Source organism: Streptomyces sp. SirexAA-E, from assembly GCF_000177195.2.
Classification (GTDB): domain Bacteria; phylum Actinomycetota; class Actinomycetes; order Streptomycetales; family Streptomycetaceae; genus Streptomyces; species Streptomyces flavovirens.
In genome coordinates this window covers 3,063,545-3,079,695 of sequence record NC_015953.1, presented here as the reverse complement: position 1 = coordinate 3,079,695, position 16,151 = coordinate 3,063,545, and the positions used below count along the sequence as shown (strand labels likewise).

Here is a 16,151-nt window from a genome sequence, read left to right as displayed (position 1 = left end):
CCGTCAGGCGTCGGACCGGCTCAGCGCGGCGCGGCCAGGGCCTCCTCCAGGGTGGGATGGCACTCCAGGACTGCGTCGACCCCGGCCATGGAGAACAGACGCCGCAGTGCCGTGCCCGGGGCCGCTATGCGCAGGCGTGTCTGCTGGTGCACCTGGATCAGCAGACCGAGGAACGACGAATCCCCGAAGGTGACCGCACCGGCGTCCAGGACGACGACGTCGTGGCAGGCCGCGGCCTGCCACATGGCGAGGTACAGGGGGTCGACGGTGTCGGAGTCGAGTGCGCCCTGGGCCTGGACGACCCAGCACCCGGACCTCTCGAACTCGGCCACCACCGGCACCGCCGCGGGCGGTTCGGCATCGTCGGGGGAGGGGACCGCGCTGATCATGTCGCCGAGTATGCCAACCCCGCCGGGTCCCGTGCGGTGCGACCGCTGAGGCCGCCACCGGCGGCCGCGGTCAGGTCAGGGCGATCAGCGCGACGATGTGCTTGCCGCCGGGGTGGAAGGTGACGGTCAGCCGCTGGGTCAGCCGGCGCACCAGCGGCCAGCCGTAGCCGCCGATGTGGTCGGCCTGCGGGAGGCGGACGGTGACGGCCGGAGGAGTGCTGCTGGCGTCGGAGACCGTGAGGAGCAGCCCCTCGTCGTTGACCTCGGCCGCGAAGCCGGTGAGTCCTCCGCCGTGCCGAAAGGCGTTGGTCACCAGCTCCGACGTCACCAGCAGGGCGTCCGCCACCGTGACGTCCGCCACCGTGACGTCCGCCGTCGCGATGTCGGCCGTCCTCCCGTCCGGACCGCCGGCCCGGGCCGCCAGCAGACGGGTGACGAGGGCGCGCGCCGCTGCCGCGTTCTGCGGGACGCCGGATGCCGCACGGACCGGGGAGGTGTCCTGCCGCCCATGACCGCCGACGGCCTCGTCCGAACCGCCGGCCGGATGTGTGCCGCTCACTGTCATGTCCTCCTCCCCGTTCCCCGCGTGTTACGCGTTCCCGACCGGCCTCGCCTCACACGCCCGTCGCGTCACGGGCGTGGAAGGCGTACCGGGTGCCTCAGCCGAACGCCGTGTCCACGTGGTCCGCGAACCGGAAGGCGCCGATCGTCCCGGTGACCTCGAAGAGCCGGCGCATGCTCACCCCGAGGGGGCCCGCCAGCACCAGCCGGCCGCCGGTCTCCTCGTGCCGCTGCCGACCGCTCAGCAAGGCGTGCAGCCCAGCCGAGTCGGCGAACTCCACACCGGACAGGTCTACCACCGTACGGCCCGTGCTCCGCCCGGCGGCATCCGCCAGGGCGTCGGCCAGCTCGGAGCACCCCGACCACGCGTCCAGGCTGCCGCGCACACGGATCAGCACCACCCCGTCGTCGGTGGTATGTGTGACCACACTCAGCTCGTCTGCCGCCATGGTCCCATCCTCCTACAGGCCGGCGGGCCGGAGAACCGCGCACCGGCCCCGGCGTGCGCCCCAGGTCAGGGCCACACCAGGCAGTACGCCTGGTGCCCCGCGTCATGCAGGCGGTGGGAGAAGTCCTGCCACTCGTGGAGCAGCTGGTAGACGTTGAACGCGTCACGCGGACCGCCGCGGTCCGGAACCGTGGACCAGATGAACGCCGCCGCCCCGACGGACTCCTCGCCCACGTCGCGCAGCGGGTCGACCACCGTCATGGGCAGTTTGACGACCGCGTAGTCGGGATGGAGCACGACCAGCTCCAGCGGGGGGACCTTGTGCAGGGGTATGCCCTGTATGCCGGTGAGGACCATGGCCGCCACCGTCTCCGGCTTGATCTTGGTGAACATGCCCCCCATGCCCAGCTCGTCGCCGCCCAGCTCCTCGGGGCGCATGGAGATGGGCACACGCGCCGCGGTGGCCCCGTCGGGAGCGCCGAAGTACTTGTAGGTCACCCCCACCCGTCCACTGCTCCTGATCCCCGGAACGTCCGCCTCGGCCGCCCGGGCGTCCCGCGCACGCTCCGCCTCACGCCGGTGCCGCCCTCGCCGGGCAGGCTCGGGCCCCAGGTCGTCGGTCCCTTCGCCCACTCCGCCACCGCGATGCATATCTCATCCACCCGACTACTTCTTACGGAGACACAGCCCCGCCGCGCAACCCGATCATCGTGTCAGTGACCTCCCCCACGGGCGTGCGGTGAAACACCTGTCCGCAAGACCGCCGGCGCCTCTGACAACATGGCATGTGTGAGCTTTCCCTATGACGCCCCAGTTTCGCAGACGCGAGGAGACTGACGCCCTTTCGTTGTACGAGCCTCATACGGGGAGAGTGCGTTCCCTGCTCACCGGTGGCCGGAAATGCCGGCCGGACCCCCCGAACCCCCGAATCGCAGATCAGGACCAAAGTGGCGTATTCATACGAAGCCCCAGTTTCACAGACGCTTTTCGACCGCGCGTCCCGCGTGACGCCCGGCGGCGTGAACTCACCCGTGCGTGCCTTCCGGGCCGTGGGCGGTACGCCCCGGTTCATGGTGTCCGGTACGGGTCCGTACCTCACCGACGCCGACGGCCGTGAGTACGTCGACCTCGTGTGCTCGTGGGGACCGATGATCCTCGGCCACGCGCACCCCGAGGTCGTCGCCGCCGTCCAGGACGCGGTGGCCCGCGGGACCTCCTTCGGTACGCCGGGCGAGGGCGAGGTCGCGCTCGCCGAGGAGATCGTGGCCCGGGTGGAGCCGGTCGAGCAGGTGCGGCTGGTCTCGTCCGGCACCGAGGCGACCATGTCCGCGATCCGCCTCGCCCGAGGGTTCACCGGGCGCGCGAAGGTCGTGAAGTTCGCCGGGTGCTACCACGGCCACGTCGACGCGCTGCTGGCCGCCGCCGGTTCCGGCGTCGCCACCTTCGGCCTCCCCGACACGCCGGGTGTCACCGGGGCCCAGGCCGGCGACACGATCGTGCTGCCGTACAACGACCTGGACGCCGTACGGGCCGCGTTCGCCGCCCAGCCGGGCGAGATCGCGTGCGTGATCACCGAGGCGTCGCCGGGCAACATGGGCGTCGTACCGCCCGGGGAGGGCTTCAACGCCGGGCTCAAGGAGATCTGCGCCGCCGACGGCGCCCTGTACATCTCCGACGAGGTGATGACCGGGTTCCGTACGTCGAAGGCCGGCTGGTACGGCGTCGACGGGGTGCGGCCCGACCTGATGACCTTCGGCAAGGTCATGGGCGGCGGCTTCCCGGCCGCGGCGTTCGGCGGCCGCGCCGACGTCATGGCGCACCTGGCCCCCGCCGGCCCCGTCTACCAGGCGGGCACCCTCTCCGGTAACCCGGTCGCCACCGCCGCGGGCCTCGCCCAGCTGCGGCTGCTCGACGACGCGGCGTACACCGAGGTCGACGCGGTGTCGGCGGAGATCCGGGGCCTGGTGAGCGAGGCCTTCACCAAGGAGGGCGTCGCCCACACGGTGTCGGCGGCGAGCAACATGTTCTCCGTCTTCTTCACGGACGAGCCCGTCCGCGACTACGAGGACGCCAAGAAGCAGGAAGCCTTCCGCTTCACCGCCTTCTTCCACTCGATGCTGGAGCAGGGCGTCTACCTGCCGCCGTCCGCCTTCGAGTCCTGGTTCGTCTCCACGGCCCACGACACGCAGGCCGTCGAGCGGATCGCCGCGGCCCTGCCCGCCGCCGCACGCGCCGCGTCGGAGGCCACCGCATGAGCGAGAACAGCGCGAACGGCAAGAAGGACATCACCGTCGTCCACCTGATGCGCCACGGCGAGGTGCACAACCCGGACGGGGTGCTCTACGGGCGCCGCTCCGGCTATCACCTCTCCGAGCTCGGCCGGAAGATGGCCGACCGGGTGGCCGAGCACCTGGAGAAGCGCGACGTCACCCACGTCGTCGCCTCCCCGCTGGAGCGTGCGCAGGAGACGGCCACGCCCGTCGCCACCTCCCACGGGCTGGACCTGGCCGTCGACGAGCGCCTGATCGAGGCCGCCAACGTCTTCGAGGGCAAGACCTTCGGGGTCGGCGACGGGGCGCTGCGCAAGCCGGACAACTGGAAGCACCTGACCAACCCGTTCAAGCCCTCCTGGGGCGAGCCGTACATCGAGCAGGTCGTACGGATGATGGGCGCCCTGGACGCGGCGCGGGACGCGGCCCGCGGGCACGAGGCGGTCTGCGTCAGCCACCAGCTGCCGATCTGGATCGTGCGCAGCTTCGTGGAGCGGCGCCGGCTCTGGCACGACCCGCGCAAGCGGCAGTGCACCCTGGCCTCGCTGACGAGCTTCACCTACCAGGGCGACAAGATCGTGTCCGTCGGATACACCGAACCGGCCGTCGACCTGGTCCCCGCCCATCTGCGCGCGGGCGCCAAGCCCGTCAAGGGCAAGTCGAAGGCGTTCGGGGCCTAGGGCGTCATCATGTGAAGCCCCTGTAAGGGTCTAGTCACGTAATAATTTTTGTGATTATCGGCGGAACCGTCGTGTTGTCAGCCTCATCTAAGCCATCGGCAGTTTGTATGGCATTGAGGTAAAACGACCACAGATGGGGACGCTATGCGTGAGATCGACCGAAGGGGACTTCTCGGAGCAGGACTCGGAGCCGCGGCCGCATTGACGATGGCCGGCTGCGGCTCCCTCGGCTCGTCGGACAGCGACAGCCCCGGGGCCCGCCCCAGCGAAAGCCCCAAGGGGGACAAGGGCGCCCACGGGACCGGCGGAGGGCCGCCCAAGAAGAACACACGGCTCATCGGTGACGGCTCCACGGCCGACACCGGAAAGCAGCCGAATCAGCCGGCCGCCCCCGTCCGGCTCGAACCCGGCCAGAAGCCCCCGCAGTTCGTGATCTTTTCCTGGGACGGGGCCGGCGAGGTCGGCAACGGGCTCTTTCCGCGATTTCTGGAGCTCGCCCGGCAGCACGACGCGTCGATGACGTTCTTCCTCTCGGGGCTCTACCTCCTGCCCGAGTCGAAGAAGTCCCTCTACCGTCCGCCGAACAACCCCCGCGGTGCCTCCGACATCGGCTACCTGACCGACGGCCACGTCAAGGAGACCCTCAAGTACGTCAGCCAGGCATGGCTCGACGGACACGAGATCGGCACCCATTTCAACGGCCATTTCTGTGCCGGTTCGGGATCCGTCGCCAACTGGACCGCCGCCCAATGGCAGAGCGAGATCGACCAGGCGATCTCCTTCGTCACACAATGGCGGACCAACAGCGGCTGGTCCGACGTCGACCCGCTGCCCTTCGACTACCGCAAGGAACTGATCGGCGGCCGCACACCCTGTCTTCTGGGCCAGGACAATCTCCTGCCGACCGCGAAGGCGATGGGCTGGCGGTACGACGCGAGTTCGCCCGGCGGCCGCCAGATGTGGCCCGACAAGCGCCAGGGCGTCTGGGACCTTCCGCTGCAAGGCGTGCCGTTCCCCGGCCACACCTTCGAAGTCCTCTCCATGGACTACAACATCCTCGCCAACCAGTCACAGAATTCGACCAAGGGCATGCCCTCGCGGTACCCCGGCTGGCGCGAACAGGCCGTCGGCGCCTATACCGCCGGTTTCGACCGGGCCTACGAGACGAACCGCGCCCCCTTCTACATCGGCAACCACTTCGAGGAGTGGAACGGCGGTATCTATATGGACGCCGTCGAGGAAGTACTCAAAAAGATCGCGGACAAGCCGGATGTGCGCCTCGTCTCCTTCCGGCAGTTCGTCGACTGGCTCGACGCACAGGATCCGGCGGTGCTCGACAAGCTGCGCACCCTGGAGGTCGGACAGGCCCCGGCAGGCGGCTGGAACGCATTCTTTAAACAGGCCTGACAAGGGGCTTTACGGGCACCGAGGGGGCCGCGGGAGATCCCCGGAACTGCCATGCGAAACTTTTCACATGAGCTCTGGCCGCGTACCCCGACGCCGCTTCACCCTGCTCGCCGCCACGGCGGTGGCCGGTGCCCTGACGCTGTCCGCGTGCTCGGACGACGGCGTCAAGTCCGGCGGCGGCGGCAACACCAACTTCGTCACCGCCAGCAGCGGGATCTCCACCGTCGCCAAGGGTGACCGCACCGCCGCGCCGAAGCTCGACGGCACCACCCTGGACGACAAGCAGCTGGACGTGGCCGACTACAAGGGCAAGGTCGTCGTCCTGAACGTCTGGGGCTCCTGGTGCGGCCCCTGCCGCCTGGAGGCCAAGTACTTCGCGAAGGTCGCCAAGGAGACCGAGGGCCAGGACGTCCAGTTCGTCGGCATCAACACCCGGGACACCCAGAAGTCCCTGGCGGTCAGCTTCGAGCAGGACTACGGCGTCACCTACCCGAGCCTCTACGACCCGACCGGCAAGCTCATCCTCCGCTTCCCCAAGGGCACCCTGAACCTGCAGACGATCCCCTCGACCGTGGTCATAGACCGCGACGGGAAGATCGCCGCCCGCAAGCTGGGTGCCCTCGACGAGGAGAAGCTGCACGAGATGATCGACCCGCTCATCGCGGAGAAGTGACCCCGTGCTCCAGCTCGCCGCGTCCACCGGTGTCAACGAGACGGTCTTCAGCGGGGCCCTCCTGGTCGCCCTGCCCATCGCCCTGCTCGCCGGACTCGTCTCCTTCTTCTCGCCGTGCGTCCTGCCCCTGGTGCCGGGCTACCTCAGCTACGTCACCGGGGTGGGCGGCACCGACCTGGCCGACGCCCGGCGCGGCCGGATGGTCGCCGGCGCCTCGCTCTTCGTGCTCGGCTTCACCCTGGTCTTCGTCTCCGGCGGCGCGCTCTTCGGCTACTTCGGCCAGAACCTCATGGAGCACAGCGACGTCCTGACCAAGGTGCTCGGCGTCCTGATGATCCTCATGGGGGTCTTCTTCATGGGCCTGATGCCGTGGATGACGCAGCGCGAGTTCCGCATCCACAAGAAACCGGTGACCGGTCTGGTGGGCGCGCCGCTGCTCGGCGCGCTCTTCGGGATCGGCTGGACCCCCTGCCTGGGCCCGACCCTCTCCTCGGTCACCGCGCTCGCGATGCAGCAGGGGACGGCCGGACGCGGAGCCGTCCTGTCCGTGGCCTACTGCGTCGGGCTCGGCGTCCCCTTCGTCCTGGCGGCGGTCGCCTTCCGCAAGGCACTCGGCGCCTTCGGCTGGGTCAAGCGCCACTACGCGTGGGTCATGCGGATCGGCGGCGGCATGATGATCGTGACCGGGGTACTCCTGCTGACGGGCGCCTGGGACACGCTCATCCAGGAGATGCGGGTCTGGTCCGACGGCTTCACTGTGGGGATCTGAGTTTTCATGAGCAACCTGAACACCACGGACGAGCGCGACCTCGGCAAGGCCGGGGAGCAGCTCTCCACCGCCCCGCGCGAAGAGTCCGCCTCCTCCGTGCCCGCGATGGGCGTCATCGGCTGGACCCGCTGGTTCTGGCGGCAGCTCACCTCGATGCGGGTCGCCCTGATCCTGCTCTTCCTGCTCTCGCTCGGCGCCATCCCCGGCTCGCTGATCCCGCAGAACAGCGTGGACGAACTGAAGGTGCAGACCTTCAAGGACGCCCACACCACCGTCAGCCCGGTCTACGAGAAGCTCCAGTTCTTCGACGTCTACAGCTCGGTGTGGTTCTCCGCGATCTACATCCTGCTGTTCATCTCGCTGATCGGCTGCATCGTCCCGCGCACCGGCCAGTTCGTCGGCCAGCTGCGCGGCCGCCCGCCCGGCGCCCCCCGGAAGCTGACCCGGCTGCCCGCGTACACCACCTGGCGCACCGAGGCCGAGCCCGAGCAGGTCCGCGAGGCCGCCCTCGCCCTCCTGCGCAAGCGGCGCTTCCGCTCGCACGAGGCCGGGGACGCGGTGGCCGCCGAGAAGGGCTACCTCCGCGAGGCCGGCAACCTGCTCTTCCACATCGCGCTGATCGTCATGCTCGTCGCCTTCGCCTGCGGACAGCTCTTCAAGTCCGAGGGCGGCAAGCTGATCGTCGAGGGGGACGGGTTCTCCAACACCCTCACCCAGTACGACAACTTCAAGTCCGGCTCGCTCTTCGACAACGACGACCTCACCCCCTTCAGCTTCGACCTCGACGACTTCAAGGGAACGTACGAGCGCAACGGCCCCCAGCGCGGCACCCCCCGCACCTACGAGGCCCACGTGACGTACTCCGAGGGCGCCGACGGGAAGCCGAGGAAGAAGGTCGTCGAGGTCAACAAGCCGCTCGTCGTGGACGGCACGAAGGTCTACCTCAACGCCCACGGCTACGCCCCGGTCATCTCCGTCAAGGACGGCGACGGCAAGGAGGTCTACCGCAACGCCGTACCGCTGCTGCCCCAGGACAACAACGTCACCTCCACCGGCGCGATCAAGGTGATGGACGGCTACCGGGACGCCGACGGCAAGAAGACCCAGCTGGGCTTCCAGGCGTTCTTCGTCCCGACCTTCGCGGGCGAGGGCAGCGGCACGATGTTCTCGCAGTTCCCCGCCCTCGACTATCCGGTGCTCGCGCTCAACGGCTACTACGGCAGCCTCGGCGTCGACTCCGGGCTCCCGCAGAACGTCTACCAGCTCGACCCGTCCAAGATGACGGAGTTCAAGGACAGCAACGGCGACCAGCTCAAGCAGCGACTGCGCCCCGGCGAGACCATGAAGCTGCCGGACGGCGCGGGCTCGGTCACCTTCGAGGGCGTCGAGGAGTGGGCCAGCTTCCAGATCTCCCGCCAGCCCGCCAGCGGGTGGGCGCTCACCGGCGCCGTGGCCGCCATCGCCGGACTGGCCGGATCGCTCTTCATCCAGCGCCGCCGTGTGTGGGTGCGGGCCGTACGGGGAGCGGACGGGGTCACCGTCGTCGAGATGGCCGGTCTGGGCCGCAGCGAGTCCGCGAAGCTTCCCGAGGAGCTGGCCGATCTCGCGGTCGCGCTCCACACCGTGGCACCCACCGCACCCGACCCCGAGCCCGAACCACCCTCCGAAGAACCTGCCGAAGGGGCTGAGAAGTGAATCTCGCCGCCGCAACCAACGAGAACCTGGCACATACCAGCAATGTGCTCATCTATTCGTCGATGGCCGTCTACACCCTGGCCTTCTTCGCGCACATCGCCGAATGGATCTTCGGCAGCCGCAGCAAGGTCGGCCGCACGGCCGCCGCGCTGAAGCGGGACTCGGCCACCGGTTCCACGGCGAAGGCGCAGGTCGCCCAGCAGGGCGGCACCGCCGTGCTGGACCGCCCCAAGGTCGTCACCCGGTCCGCCGCCGGGACCCGTGACGTGCCCGACGGCCCCGGGGCGGCCGGCGGCACCTTCAAGGGCGACCTGTGGGGACGCATCGCGATCTCCCTGACCGTCCTCGCCTTCGCCGTCGAGGCGGGCGGCGTCGTCGCACGCGCCCTGTCGGTGCAGCGGGCCCCCTGGGGCAACATGTACGAGTTCTCGATCACCTTCTCCACGGTGGCCGTCGGCGCGTACCTGCTCCTGCTGGCCCTGCGGAAGAACGTCCGCTGGATCGGGCTGCTGCTGGTCACCACGGTCCTGCTGGACCTCGGGATCGCCACCACCACGCTCTACACCGACAGCGACCAGCTGGTGCCCGCGCTGCACTCCTACTGGCTGTGGATCCACGTCTCCACCGCCATCATCTGCGGCGCCGTCTTCTACCTCGGGGCCGTCGGCACACTGCTCTACCTCTTCCGCGACAACTACGAGAGCAAGATCGCGAGCGGTGGGACGCCCGGCAGGTTCGCCACCTCCGTCATGGAGCGGCTGCCGGCCGCCAAGTCCCTGGACACCTTCTCGTACCGCATCAACGCGGCCGTCTTCCCGCTGTGGACGTTCACGATCATCGCGGGCGCGATCTGGGCGGGCGACGCCTGGGGCCGCTACTGGGGCTGGGACCCCAAGGAGGTCTGGTCCTTCATCACCTGGGTCGCGTACGCGGCGTACCTGCACGCCCGCGCGACGGCCGGCTGGAAGGGCCGCAAGGCCGCCTACCTGGCGCTGATCGCCTTCGGCTGCTGGCTCTTCAACTACTACGGCGTCAACATCTTCGTCACCGGCAAGCACTCCTACGCCGGAGTCTGACCGGCTCGTACGACGACGAGGGCGCGACCGCGGAACAGCGGTCGCGCCCTCGTCGTCGTACCGGGGGTCAGCCGAGCGGGACGTCCAGGACCGCCTTGCGGTGGCTGAAGGTCTCCAGCGAGTACCGGCCGTGGTAGTTGCCCATGCCGCTCTCGCCGACCCCGCCGAACGGCAGGTCCGACACCGTCAGATGGGCCAGCGGCAGCCCCATGCCCACCCCGCCCGAAGAGGTCTCGGTCAGCAGCCGTTCGCGTACGGCGGGGTCGGTGGTGAACGCGTACAGGGCCAGCGGCTTGTCCCGGCCGTCGATGAAGGCGATGGCCTCGTCGAGCCCGTCCACGGTGAGGACCGGCAGGATCGGACCGAAGATCTCCTCGCCCATCACCGGTGAGTCGGGGGCGACATCGGCGAGCACGGTCGGCGCGATGTACTTCGTGGCGCGGTCGTGGGCGCCGCCGGTCACCGTACGGCCGGAGTCCAGGAGCTTCACCAGCCGGTCGAAGTGGCGCTCGTTGACGATGCGGCCGTACTCCGGCGACTGCGAGGCGTCCGGGCCGAACCGCTCCTCGACCGCCGCGGCGAGCGCGTCCGTGAGGGCGGGCGCGGTCTCCGGATCGGTCAGGACGTAGTCGGGCGCCACGCACGTCTGGCCCGTGTTGAGGAACTTCCCGGACACCAGGCGGGAGGCCACCGTCCCCAGGTCCGTGCCGCGGTCGACGAACGCGGGCGACTTGCCGCCCAGTTCCAGCGTCACGGGGGTCAGGTGCTTGGCCGCGGCGGCCATCACGATGCGGCCGACCGTGCCGTTGCCGGTGTAGAAGACGTGGTCGAAGCGTTCGGCCAGCAGCGCCGTGGTCTCCGGCACCGCCCCCTCCACCACGGCGACCACGTCCGGGTCCAGATGGCGCGGAATCAGCCGGGCCAGGGCGGCGGAGGTGGCGGGCGCCAGCTCGCTGGGCTTGGCGACCACGGTGTTGCCCGCGGCCAGCGCACCGGCGACGGGCGCGAGCAGCAGCTGCACCGGGTAGTTCCACGGCGCGATGACCAGGACGACCCCGAGCGGGTCCTGCACGGTTAGGGCCGAGGCCCCGGCCAGGACGTCCGGTACGGGGGCCGGCGCGGGTTCCAGCCAGCCCGCCAGGCGCTCCAGGGTGTGGTCGATCTCCCGGACCGTGAAGTCGATCTCGGTCCGGTAGGCCTCCTTGCGGCTCTTGCCGAGATCCGCGTGGAGGGCGTCGGCCAGCTCGTCACCGCCCTCGGTGAGCAGGGCGCGCAGCCGCTTCAGCTGGTCGGTGCGCCAGTCGAGGTCCCGGGTGCGGCCCGTGCGGAAGGCGGCGCGGAGGCGGGCGACGACCTCGGCCGGGGTGGCGGCGGCGGTCACAGGTCACCCACGATCTCGTGCGCCAGCTGCTCGGAGGAGGCGGGGTTCTGGCCGCTGTGCAGATTGCGGTCGTGCACCGTGTACGGCCCCCATGCCTCCCCGGCGGAGTACTGGGCGCCCAGCTCCACGAGCCGGCTCTCCAGCAGCCAGGGCGCCTTGTCGGCGAGTCCGGCCTCGGTCTCCTCGGCGTTGCTGAAGCCGGTCAGGCGGTAGCCGGCGAAGGGCCAGCTGCCGTCCTCGCGGCGGGCGGCGAGCAGGGCGGCGGGGGCGTGGCACAACACGGCGACCTGCGTGCCGGCGTCCAGGGCCGCGGTGAGCAGCCGCCCGGACGCCTGGTCGGTGGCCAGGTCCTCCATCGGGCCGTGGCCACCGGGGTAGAAGACCACGTCGTACGAGGTGGGGACCACGTCCTCCAGCCGGGCGGGGATGCGGAGCGCCTCGTCGATCGACGCGAGGTAGGAGGCGACGGCGTCGGCCTGGTCCTGGCCCCCGTTGGCCTGGGCGGAGAGGCTGCCGACGTCGACGGTGGGGGCGACGCCGCCGGGGGTGGCGATCGTGATGTCGTAACCGGCCTGGGCGAAGACGCGGTGGGGGGCGGCCAGTTCCTCGCCCCAGAAGCCGGTGGGGTGGGCGGTGCCGTCGTTGAGGGTCCAGTGGTCGGCGCCGCTGAGGACGAAGAGTACGGAAGGCATGGGGGGGTGCTCCCTACGAGACGGAAGATGCTGTGGGTGAGCGAAGCTTGATATCATCAAGCAATGCGATTCATGTAACTGCCAAAAGTTGAGCATGTCAAATGAATGCGGGTGCGTGGCGGAGACCGCTCCCGTCTCCGGATCACGCCTGCCGATCGAAGGATGGCCGACCATGACGACGGAACCGGCACCCCGCGCCGTCCCTACTCCGGACGAACTGCTGGAACCCCTCGCGGTCGTGGTGCGCGGCCATCACGACGACCTCACCGCGGTCGCGGCCCGTCACGGTCTCAGCACCTCACAGGCGCGGGCGCTGATCGCCCTCACTGAACCCATGCCCATGAGTGCCCTGGCCAATCACCTGGTGTGCGACGCGTCCAACGCCACCGGGCTGATCGGGCGGATGGAGTCACGGGGCCTCGTCACCCGTACGCCGTCCCCCGACGACCGCCGCTCCAAGGTCGCCGCCCGTACCCCGGAGGGCACCGAGCTGGCGCGTCGCATCCGCGCCGAGATGCGGGTGGTGCACGGAGCCCTGGAGGCCCTGACCCCCCAGGAGCGCACCGCGCTGCTGCCCCTGCTCAACCGGCTGGGGCAGCTGCTGTCGTCGTGACCTCAGGCGCTCACGAGGTGGCGGGCGGGGCGGAGTCCTCCGGCCCGGCGTTGCCCTCGCGGCGCCTGATCTCCTCCTCGCGGCGGCGCAGGTCCGCCTCCCAGTCCTTGAGGGCGGACTCGTCCTTCTTGTTCTCGTCCTTGAGGGACTTGAGGAAGTCCGGGTTGTCGTCGGGCGCCACCCAGGTGGAGCGGTGGCCGCGGTGCCACTCGGAGGGCGTACGGCCTCCGGCGGGCGCGTGGCGCACCTTGCCGGCGGCCAGCCAGACGATCGGCCCGACGATCCAGAACAGCAGGATGATGAAGACCCAGGCGATCTTCGGCAGGTGCTTCGCCTCGTCCTCCGGGGTGTTCAGGCAGTCGATGAACGCGAAGATCGTCAGCGCCAGCGGCAGAAGATAGATCAGGGCCCTGAGCATCGTGGAAGATCCCCCGAGGTGAGGTGACGGGGCGCACGGACCGCCCCCGGTGATGGGCCCAGGGTAGCGGGTGTCCGATACTTGCCTGTATGGCTTACGACGATCTTCGCTCCCTGCTCCGGGCCCTGGAGCGCGAGGGCGATCTCAAGCGCATCAAGGCCGAGGTCGACCCGCACCTGGAGGTCGGCGAGATCGTCGACCGGGTCAACAAGACGGGCGGGCCCGCCCTGCTGTTCGAGAACGTCAAGGGGGCGTCGATGCCTCTGGCCATGAACGTCTTCGGGACGGACCGGCGGCTGCTCAAGGCGCTCGGGCTGAAGTCCTACGCCGAGATCGGCGACAAGATCGGCGGTCTGCTCAAGCCCGAGCTGCCGCAGGGCTTCGTCGGGATCCGGGAGGCGTTCGGCAAGCTCGGCTCGGTGGCCCACCTGCCGCCGAAGAAGGTCAAGTCCGACAGCGCGCCCGTGCAGGAAGTGGTGCTGACCGGCGACGACGTGGACCTCGACCGGCTGCCCGCGCTCTTCACCTGGCCCGAGGACGGCGGCTCCTTCTTCAACCTGGGCCTCACCCACACCAAGGACCCGGAGACGGGCATCCGCAACCTCGGGCTCTACCGGCTCCAGCGCCACGACAAGCGCACCATCGGCATGCACTGGCAGATCCACAAGGACAGCCGCAACCACTACCAGGTCGCCGCGAAGCGCGGGGAGCGGTTGCCGGTCGCCATCGCCTTCGGGGCGCCGCCCGCCGTGACGTACGCCTCCACCGCGCCGCTGCCCGGCGACATCGACGAGTACCTCTTCGCCGGGTTCGTCCAGGGCAAGCGGATCGAGATGGTCGACTGCAAGACCGTGCCGCTCCAGGTGCCCGCGCAGGCCGAGGTGGTCCTGGAGGGCTGGCTGGAGCCCGGCCGGATGCTGCCCGAGGGGCCGTTCGGCGACCACACCGGCTTCTACACCCCGCAGGAACTGTTCCCCGCGCTCACGATCGACTGCGTGACCATGCGCAGGCGGCCGCTGCTCCAGTCGATCGTCGTCGGCCGGCCGCCGACCGAGGACGGGCCGCTGGCACGGGCCACCGAACGGTTCTTCCTGCCGCTGCTCAAGATCATCATTCCGGACATCGTGGACTACCACCTGCCCGAGGCCGGCGGCTTCCACAACTGTGCGATCGTCTCGATCGACAAGAAGTACCCCAAGCACGCCCAGAAGGTCATGAGCGCCATCTGGGGGGCGCACATGATGTCGCTGACCAAGCTGATCGTCGTCGTGGACGCCGACTGCGACGTCCACGACCTGCACGAGGTGGCCTGGCGGGCGCTCGGCAACACCGACTACGCCCGGGACCTGCTGCTCACCGAGGGACCGGTCGACCACCTCGACCACGCCTCCTACCAGCAGTTCTGGGGTGGCAAGGCGGGGATCGACGCGACGCGGAAGCTTCCCGAGGAGGGGTACACGCGGGACGGAGGCTGGCCGGAGATGGTCGAGTCCGACCCGGAGACGGCGGCGAAGGTCGACCGCCGCTGGAAGGAGTACGGCCTGTGAGCGCCTCAGCCGCCGCTGTGCCGCAGCCGCGCAGCAAGTCCCGCGCGTTCCTGCGGCTCGTCATGATCGAGCACTCGGTCTTCGCGCTGCCCTTCGCGTACATCGCCGCGCTCACCGCCATGTTCCGGGCGGACGAGAGCATCCACTGGGGCACGCTGCTGCTCGTGACCGTCGCCATGGTCGGGCTGCGCACCTTCGCGATGGCGGCGAACCGGATCATCGACCGGGAGATCGACGCCCGTAACCCGCGCACCGCGGGCCGGGAACTGGTCACCGGGGCGGTGTCCGTGAAGTCGGCGTGGACCGGCGCGCTCGTGGCCGTCGTCGTGTTCCTCGGCGCCGCCGCCCTGCTCAACCCGCTCTGCCTGGCCCTGGCGCCGGTAGCGGTGGTGCCGATGGTCGTCTATCCCTACGGCAAGCGGTTCACGAACTTCCCGCACGCGATCCTCGGGGTCGCCCAGGCGATGGGGCCGATCGGCGCCTGGCTGGCGGTGACCGGCAGCTGGTCGTGGGAGGCGGTGATCCTTGGTCTGGCCGTCGGGATCTGGATCGGCGGCTTCGACCTGATCTTCGCCTGCCAGGACGTGCAGGCCGACCGGGCCCACGGGGTCAAGTCCTTCCCGGCGCGCTTCGGCATCCCGGCGGCGCTGTGGGGCGCGCGGGTCTGCCACGCCGTGACGACCGGGATGCTGGTGTGGTTCGGTCTGGCGACCGGGGCGGGGCTCTTCTACTGGATCGGCATGGTGATCGTCGCCGTGGCGTTCGTGTACGAGCACCGGGTGGTGCGGCCGCACGACCTGTCCCGGCTGAACCGGGCGTTCTTCTCGGTGAACGGCTTCATCGGCATAGCGCTGTTCGCCTGTGCGCTGCTCGACCTGCTGGTGCGCGGTCTCACACCGTGACGTGCGGACCGGTGACCGGGCGGCGCGGGCGGCGGTAGAGGAACGCGGACAGGACGCCGCCCAGCAGGCCGAAGAGGTGGCCCTGCCAGCTGATGCCGGAGTCGGTGGGCAGGACGCCCCACAGGATCGAGCCGTAGAGCGCGGCGACGACCAGGCCGACCACGACGTCGAGCGGGCGGCGGTCGACGAAGCCGCGGACCAGCAGATAGCCGAAGAGGCCGAAGACCACCCCCGACGCGCCGAGCGTGACGGTGCCGGCCGGCGCGGTGAACCAGACGCCCAGACCGGCCGTCACGATCACCGTCAGGACGACGGCGGCGAATCTGCGGAGGCCGGCGAGCGCGGCTATGAAGCCCAGGACCAGCAGCGGCAGGCTGTTGGAGGCGACGTGCTCCCAGCCGGCGTGCAGGAAGGCGGACGGCACGACGTCCCGAAGCTCCGAGGCCTCCCGCGGGGAGACGCCGTAGGTGTCCAGCTGGTGGCCGGTCAGCGTGTCGATGCCTTCCAGCACCCACAGCAGCGCCACCCAGCCGAGCATGACCGCCCCGGCCGTGACGGCCCGTGCGGTGGTGGTCGTGCGTGCGGTCATGGTCACCCCCTGTCGACCCCTGTTGCTTCATCCGTTGCAAC

18 protein-coding genes are annotated in these 16,151 nt (G+C 70.0%); 10 read left to right on the top strand and 8 right to left on the bottom strand.

The genetic code is table 11. The features are described 5' to 3' along the window. Positions 1 to 20: 20 nt before the first annotated feature. The 4 genes from SACTE_RS13565 to SACTE_RS13550 all read right to left on the bottom strand — a co-directional run bounded on the left by SACTE_RS13565 (position 21) and on the right by SACTE_RS13550 (position 2,049). Positions 21 to 389, bottom strand: a complete 369-nt coding sequence (locus SACTE_RS13565) for an STAS domain-containing protein (RefSeq protein WP_014046602.1) — start codon at positions 387 to 389, stop codon at positions 21 to 23. Between the two features lie 70 nt (positions 390 to 459). Continuing rightward, on the bottom strand, positions 460 to 954 hold the full coding sequence (locus SACTE_RS13560; RefSeq protein ID WP_014046601.1) for an ATP-binding protein: 495 nt from the start codon (positions 952 to 954) through the stop codon (positions 460 to 462). 94 nt (positions 955 to 1,048) lie between these two features. Next, complete coding sequence (locus tag SACTE_RS13555; protein ID WP_014046600.1) at positions 1,049 to 1,399, bottom strand: STAS domain-containing protein; 351 nt, start codon at positions 1,397 to 1,399, stop codon at positions 1,049 to 1,051. A 65-nt stretch (positions 1,400 to 1,464) separates the two neighbouring features. Beyond that, complete coding sequence (locus SACTE_RS13550) at positions 1,465 to 2,049, bottom strand: hypothetical protein (RefSeq protein WP_078492622.1); 585 nt, start codon at positions 2,047 to 2,049, stop codon at positions 1,465 to 1,467. A gap of 296 nt (positions 2,050 to 2,345) precedes the next feature. Between SACTE_RS13550 and hemL the strand changes: the two genes are divergently transcribed. From hemL to ccsB, 7 genes are all read left to right on the top strand, one after another. Continuing rightward, complete coding sequence (gene hemL, locus SACTE_RS13545; RefSeq protein WP_014046598.1) at positions 2,346 to 3,653, top strand: glutamate-1-semialdehyde 2,1-aminomutase; 1,308 nt, start codon at positions 2,346 to 2,348, stop codon at positions 3,651 to 3,653. Then, entirely contained in the window at positions 3,650 to 4,348 is a 699-nt protein-coding gene (locus SACTE_RS13540) for a histidine phosphatase family protein (RefSeq protein WP_014046597.1), read from the top strand. Before hemL ends, SACTE_RS13540 begins: the two co-directional genes overlap by 4 nt. A 144-nt stretch (positions 4,349 to 4,492) precedes the next feature. Then, positions 4,493 to 5,755, top strand: a complete 1,263-nt coding sequence (locus SACTE_RS13535; RefSeq protein ID WP_026359174.1) for a hypothetical protein — start codon at positions 4,493 to 4,495, stop codon at positions 5,753 to 5,755. Positions 5,756 to 5,822: 67 nt separating this feature from the next. Then, positions 5,823 to 6,428: a TlpA disulfide reductase family protein gene (locus SACTE_RS13530; RefSeq protein WP_014046595.1), complete on the top strand. Its 606-nt coding sequence runs from the start codon at positions 5,823 to 5,825 to the stop codon at positions 6,426 to 6,428. A 4-nt stretch (positions 6,429 to 6,432) separates the two neighbouring features. Next, entirely contained in the window at positions 6,433 to 7,197 is a 765-nt protein-coding gene (locus tag SACTE_RS13525; RefSeq protein WP_014046594.1) for a cytochrome c biogenesis protein CcdA, read from the top strand. A 6-nt stretch (positions 7,198 to 7,203) separates the two neighbouring features. Next, on the top strand, positions 7,204 to 8,892 hold the full coding sequence (locus tag SACTE_RS13520) for a cytochrome c biogenesis protein ResB (RefSeq protein ID WP_014046593.1): 1,689 nt from the start codon (positions 7,204 to 7,206) through the stop codon (positions 8,890 to 8,892). Further along, complete coding sequence (ccsB, locus tag SACTE_RS13515) at positions 8,889 to 9,968, top strand: c-type cytochrome biogenesis protein CcsB (protein WP_014046592.1); 1,080 nt, start codon at positions 8,889 to 8,891, stop codon at positions 9,966 to 9,968. The genes SACTE_RS13520 and ccsB overlap by 4 nt, the downstream gene beginning before the upstream one ends. A gap of 67 nt (positions 9,969 to 10,035) precedes the next feature. On the opposite strand, the gene SACTE_RS13510 is transcribed toward ccsB, so the two are convergent. Both SACTE_RS13510 and SACTE_RS13505 read right to left on the bottom strand, forming a co-directional pair. Continuing rightward, on the bottom strand, positions 10,036 to 11,349 hold the full coding sequence (locus SACTE_RS13510) for an aldehyde dehydrogenase family protein (RefSeq protein ID WP_014046591.1): 1,314 nt from the start codon (positions 11,347 to 11,349) through the stop codon (positions 10,036 to 10,038). Continuing rightward, complete coding sequence (locus SACTE_RS13505) at positions 11,346 to 12,041, bottom strand: type 1 glutamine amidotransferase domain-containing protein (protein WP_014046590.1); 696 nt, start codon at positions 12,039 to 12,041, stop codon at positions 11,346 to 11,348. Before SACTE_RS13505 ends, SACTE_RS13510 begins: the two co-directional genes overlap by 4 nt. Before the next feature lie 172 nt (positions 12,042 to 12,213). On the opposite strand from SACTE_RS13505, the gene SACTE_RS13500 reads away from it, so the two are divergent. Further along, positions 12,214 to 12,654: a MarR family transcriptional regulator gene (locus SACTE_RS13500; protein WP_014046589.1), complete on the top strand. Its 441-nt coding sequence runs from the start codon at positions 12,214 to 12,216 to the stop codon at positions 12,652 to 12,654. A gap of 10 nt (positions 12,655 to 12,664) precedes the next feature. On the opposite strand, the gene SACTE_RS13495 is transcribed toward SACTE_RS13500, so the two are convergent. Beyond that, positions 12,665 to 13,072, bottom strand: a complete 408-nt coding sequence (locus SACTE_RS13495; protein WP_014046588.1) for a PLD nuclease N-terminal domain-containing protein — start codon at positions 13,070 to 13,072, stop codon at positions 12,665 to 12,667. A gap of 89 nt (positions 13,073 to 13,161) precedes the next feature. On the opposite strand from SACTE_RS13495, the gene SACTE_RS13490 reads away from it, so the two are divergent. Continuing rightward, positions 13,162 to 14,619, top strand: coding sequence for a menaquinone biosynthesis decarboxylase (locus SACTE_RS13490; protein WP_014046587.1), 1,458 nt, complete (start codon positions 13,162 to 13,164; stop codon positions 14,617 to 14,619). After that, the gene (mqnP, locus tag SACTE_RS13485) at positions 14,616 to 15,521 is read left to right on the top strand and encodes a menaquinone biosynthesis prenyltransferase MqnP (protein WP_014046586.1); all 906 of its coding nucleotides are present in this window, start codon (positions 14,616 to 14,618) and stop codon (positions 15,519 to 15,521) included. Before SACTE_RS13490 ends, mqnP begins: the two co-directional genes overlap by 4 nt. Here the strand turns inward: mqnP and SACTE_RS13480 are convergent. Next, complete coding sequence (locus SACTE_RS13480) at positions 15,511 to 16,110, bottom strand: rhomboid family intramembrane serine protease (protein ID WP_014046585.1); 600 nt, start codon at positions 16,108 to 16,110, stop codon at positions 15,511 to 15,513. The two genes, mqnP and SACTE_RS13480, sit on opposite strands and share 11 nt — an antisense overlap. Between the last annotated feature and the right edge of the window lie 41 nt (positions 16,111 to 16,151).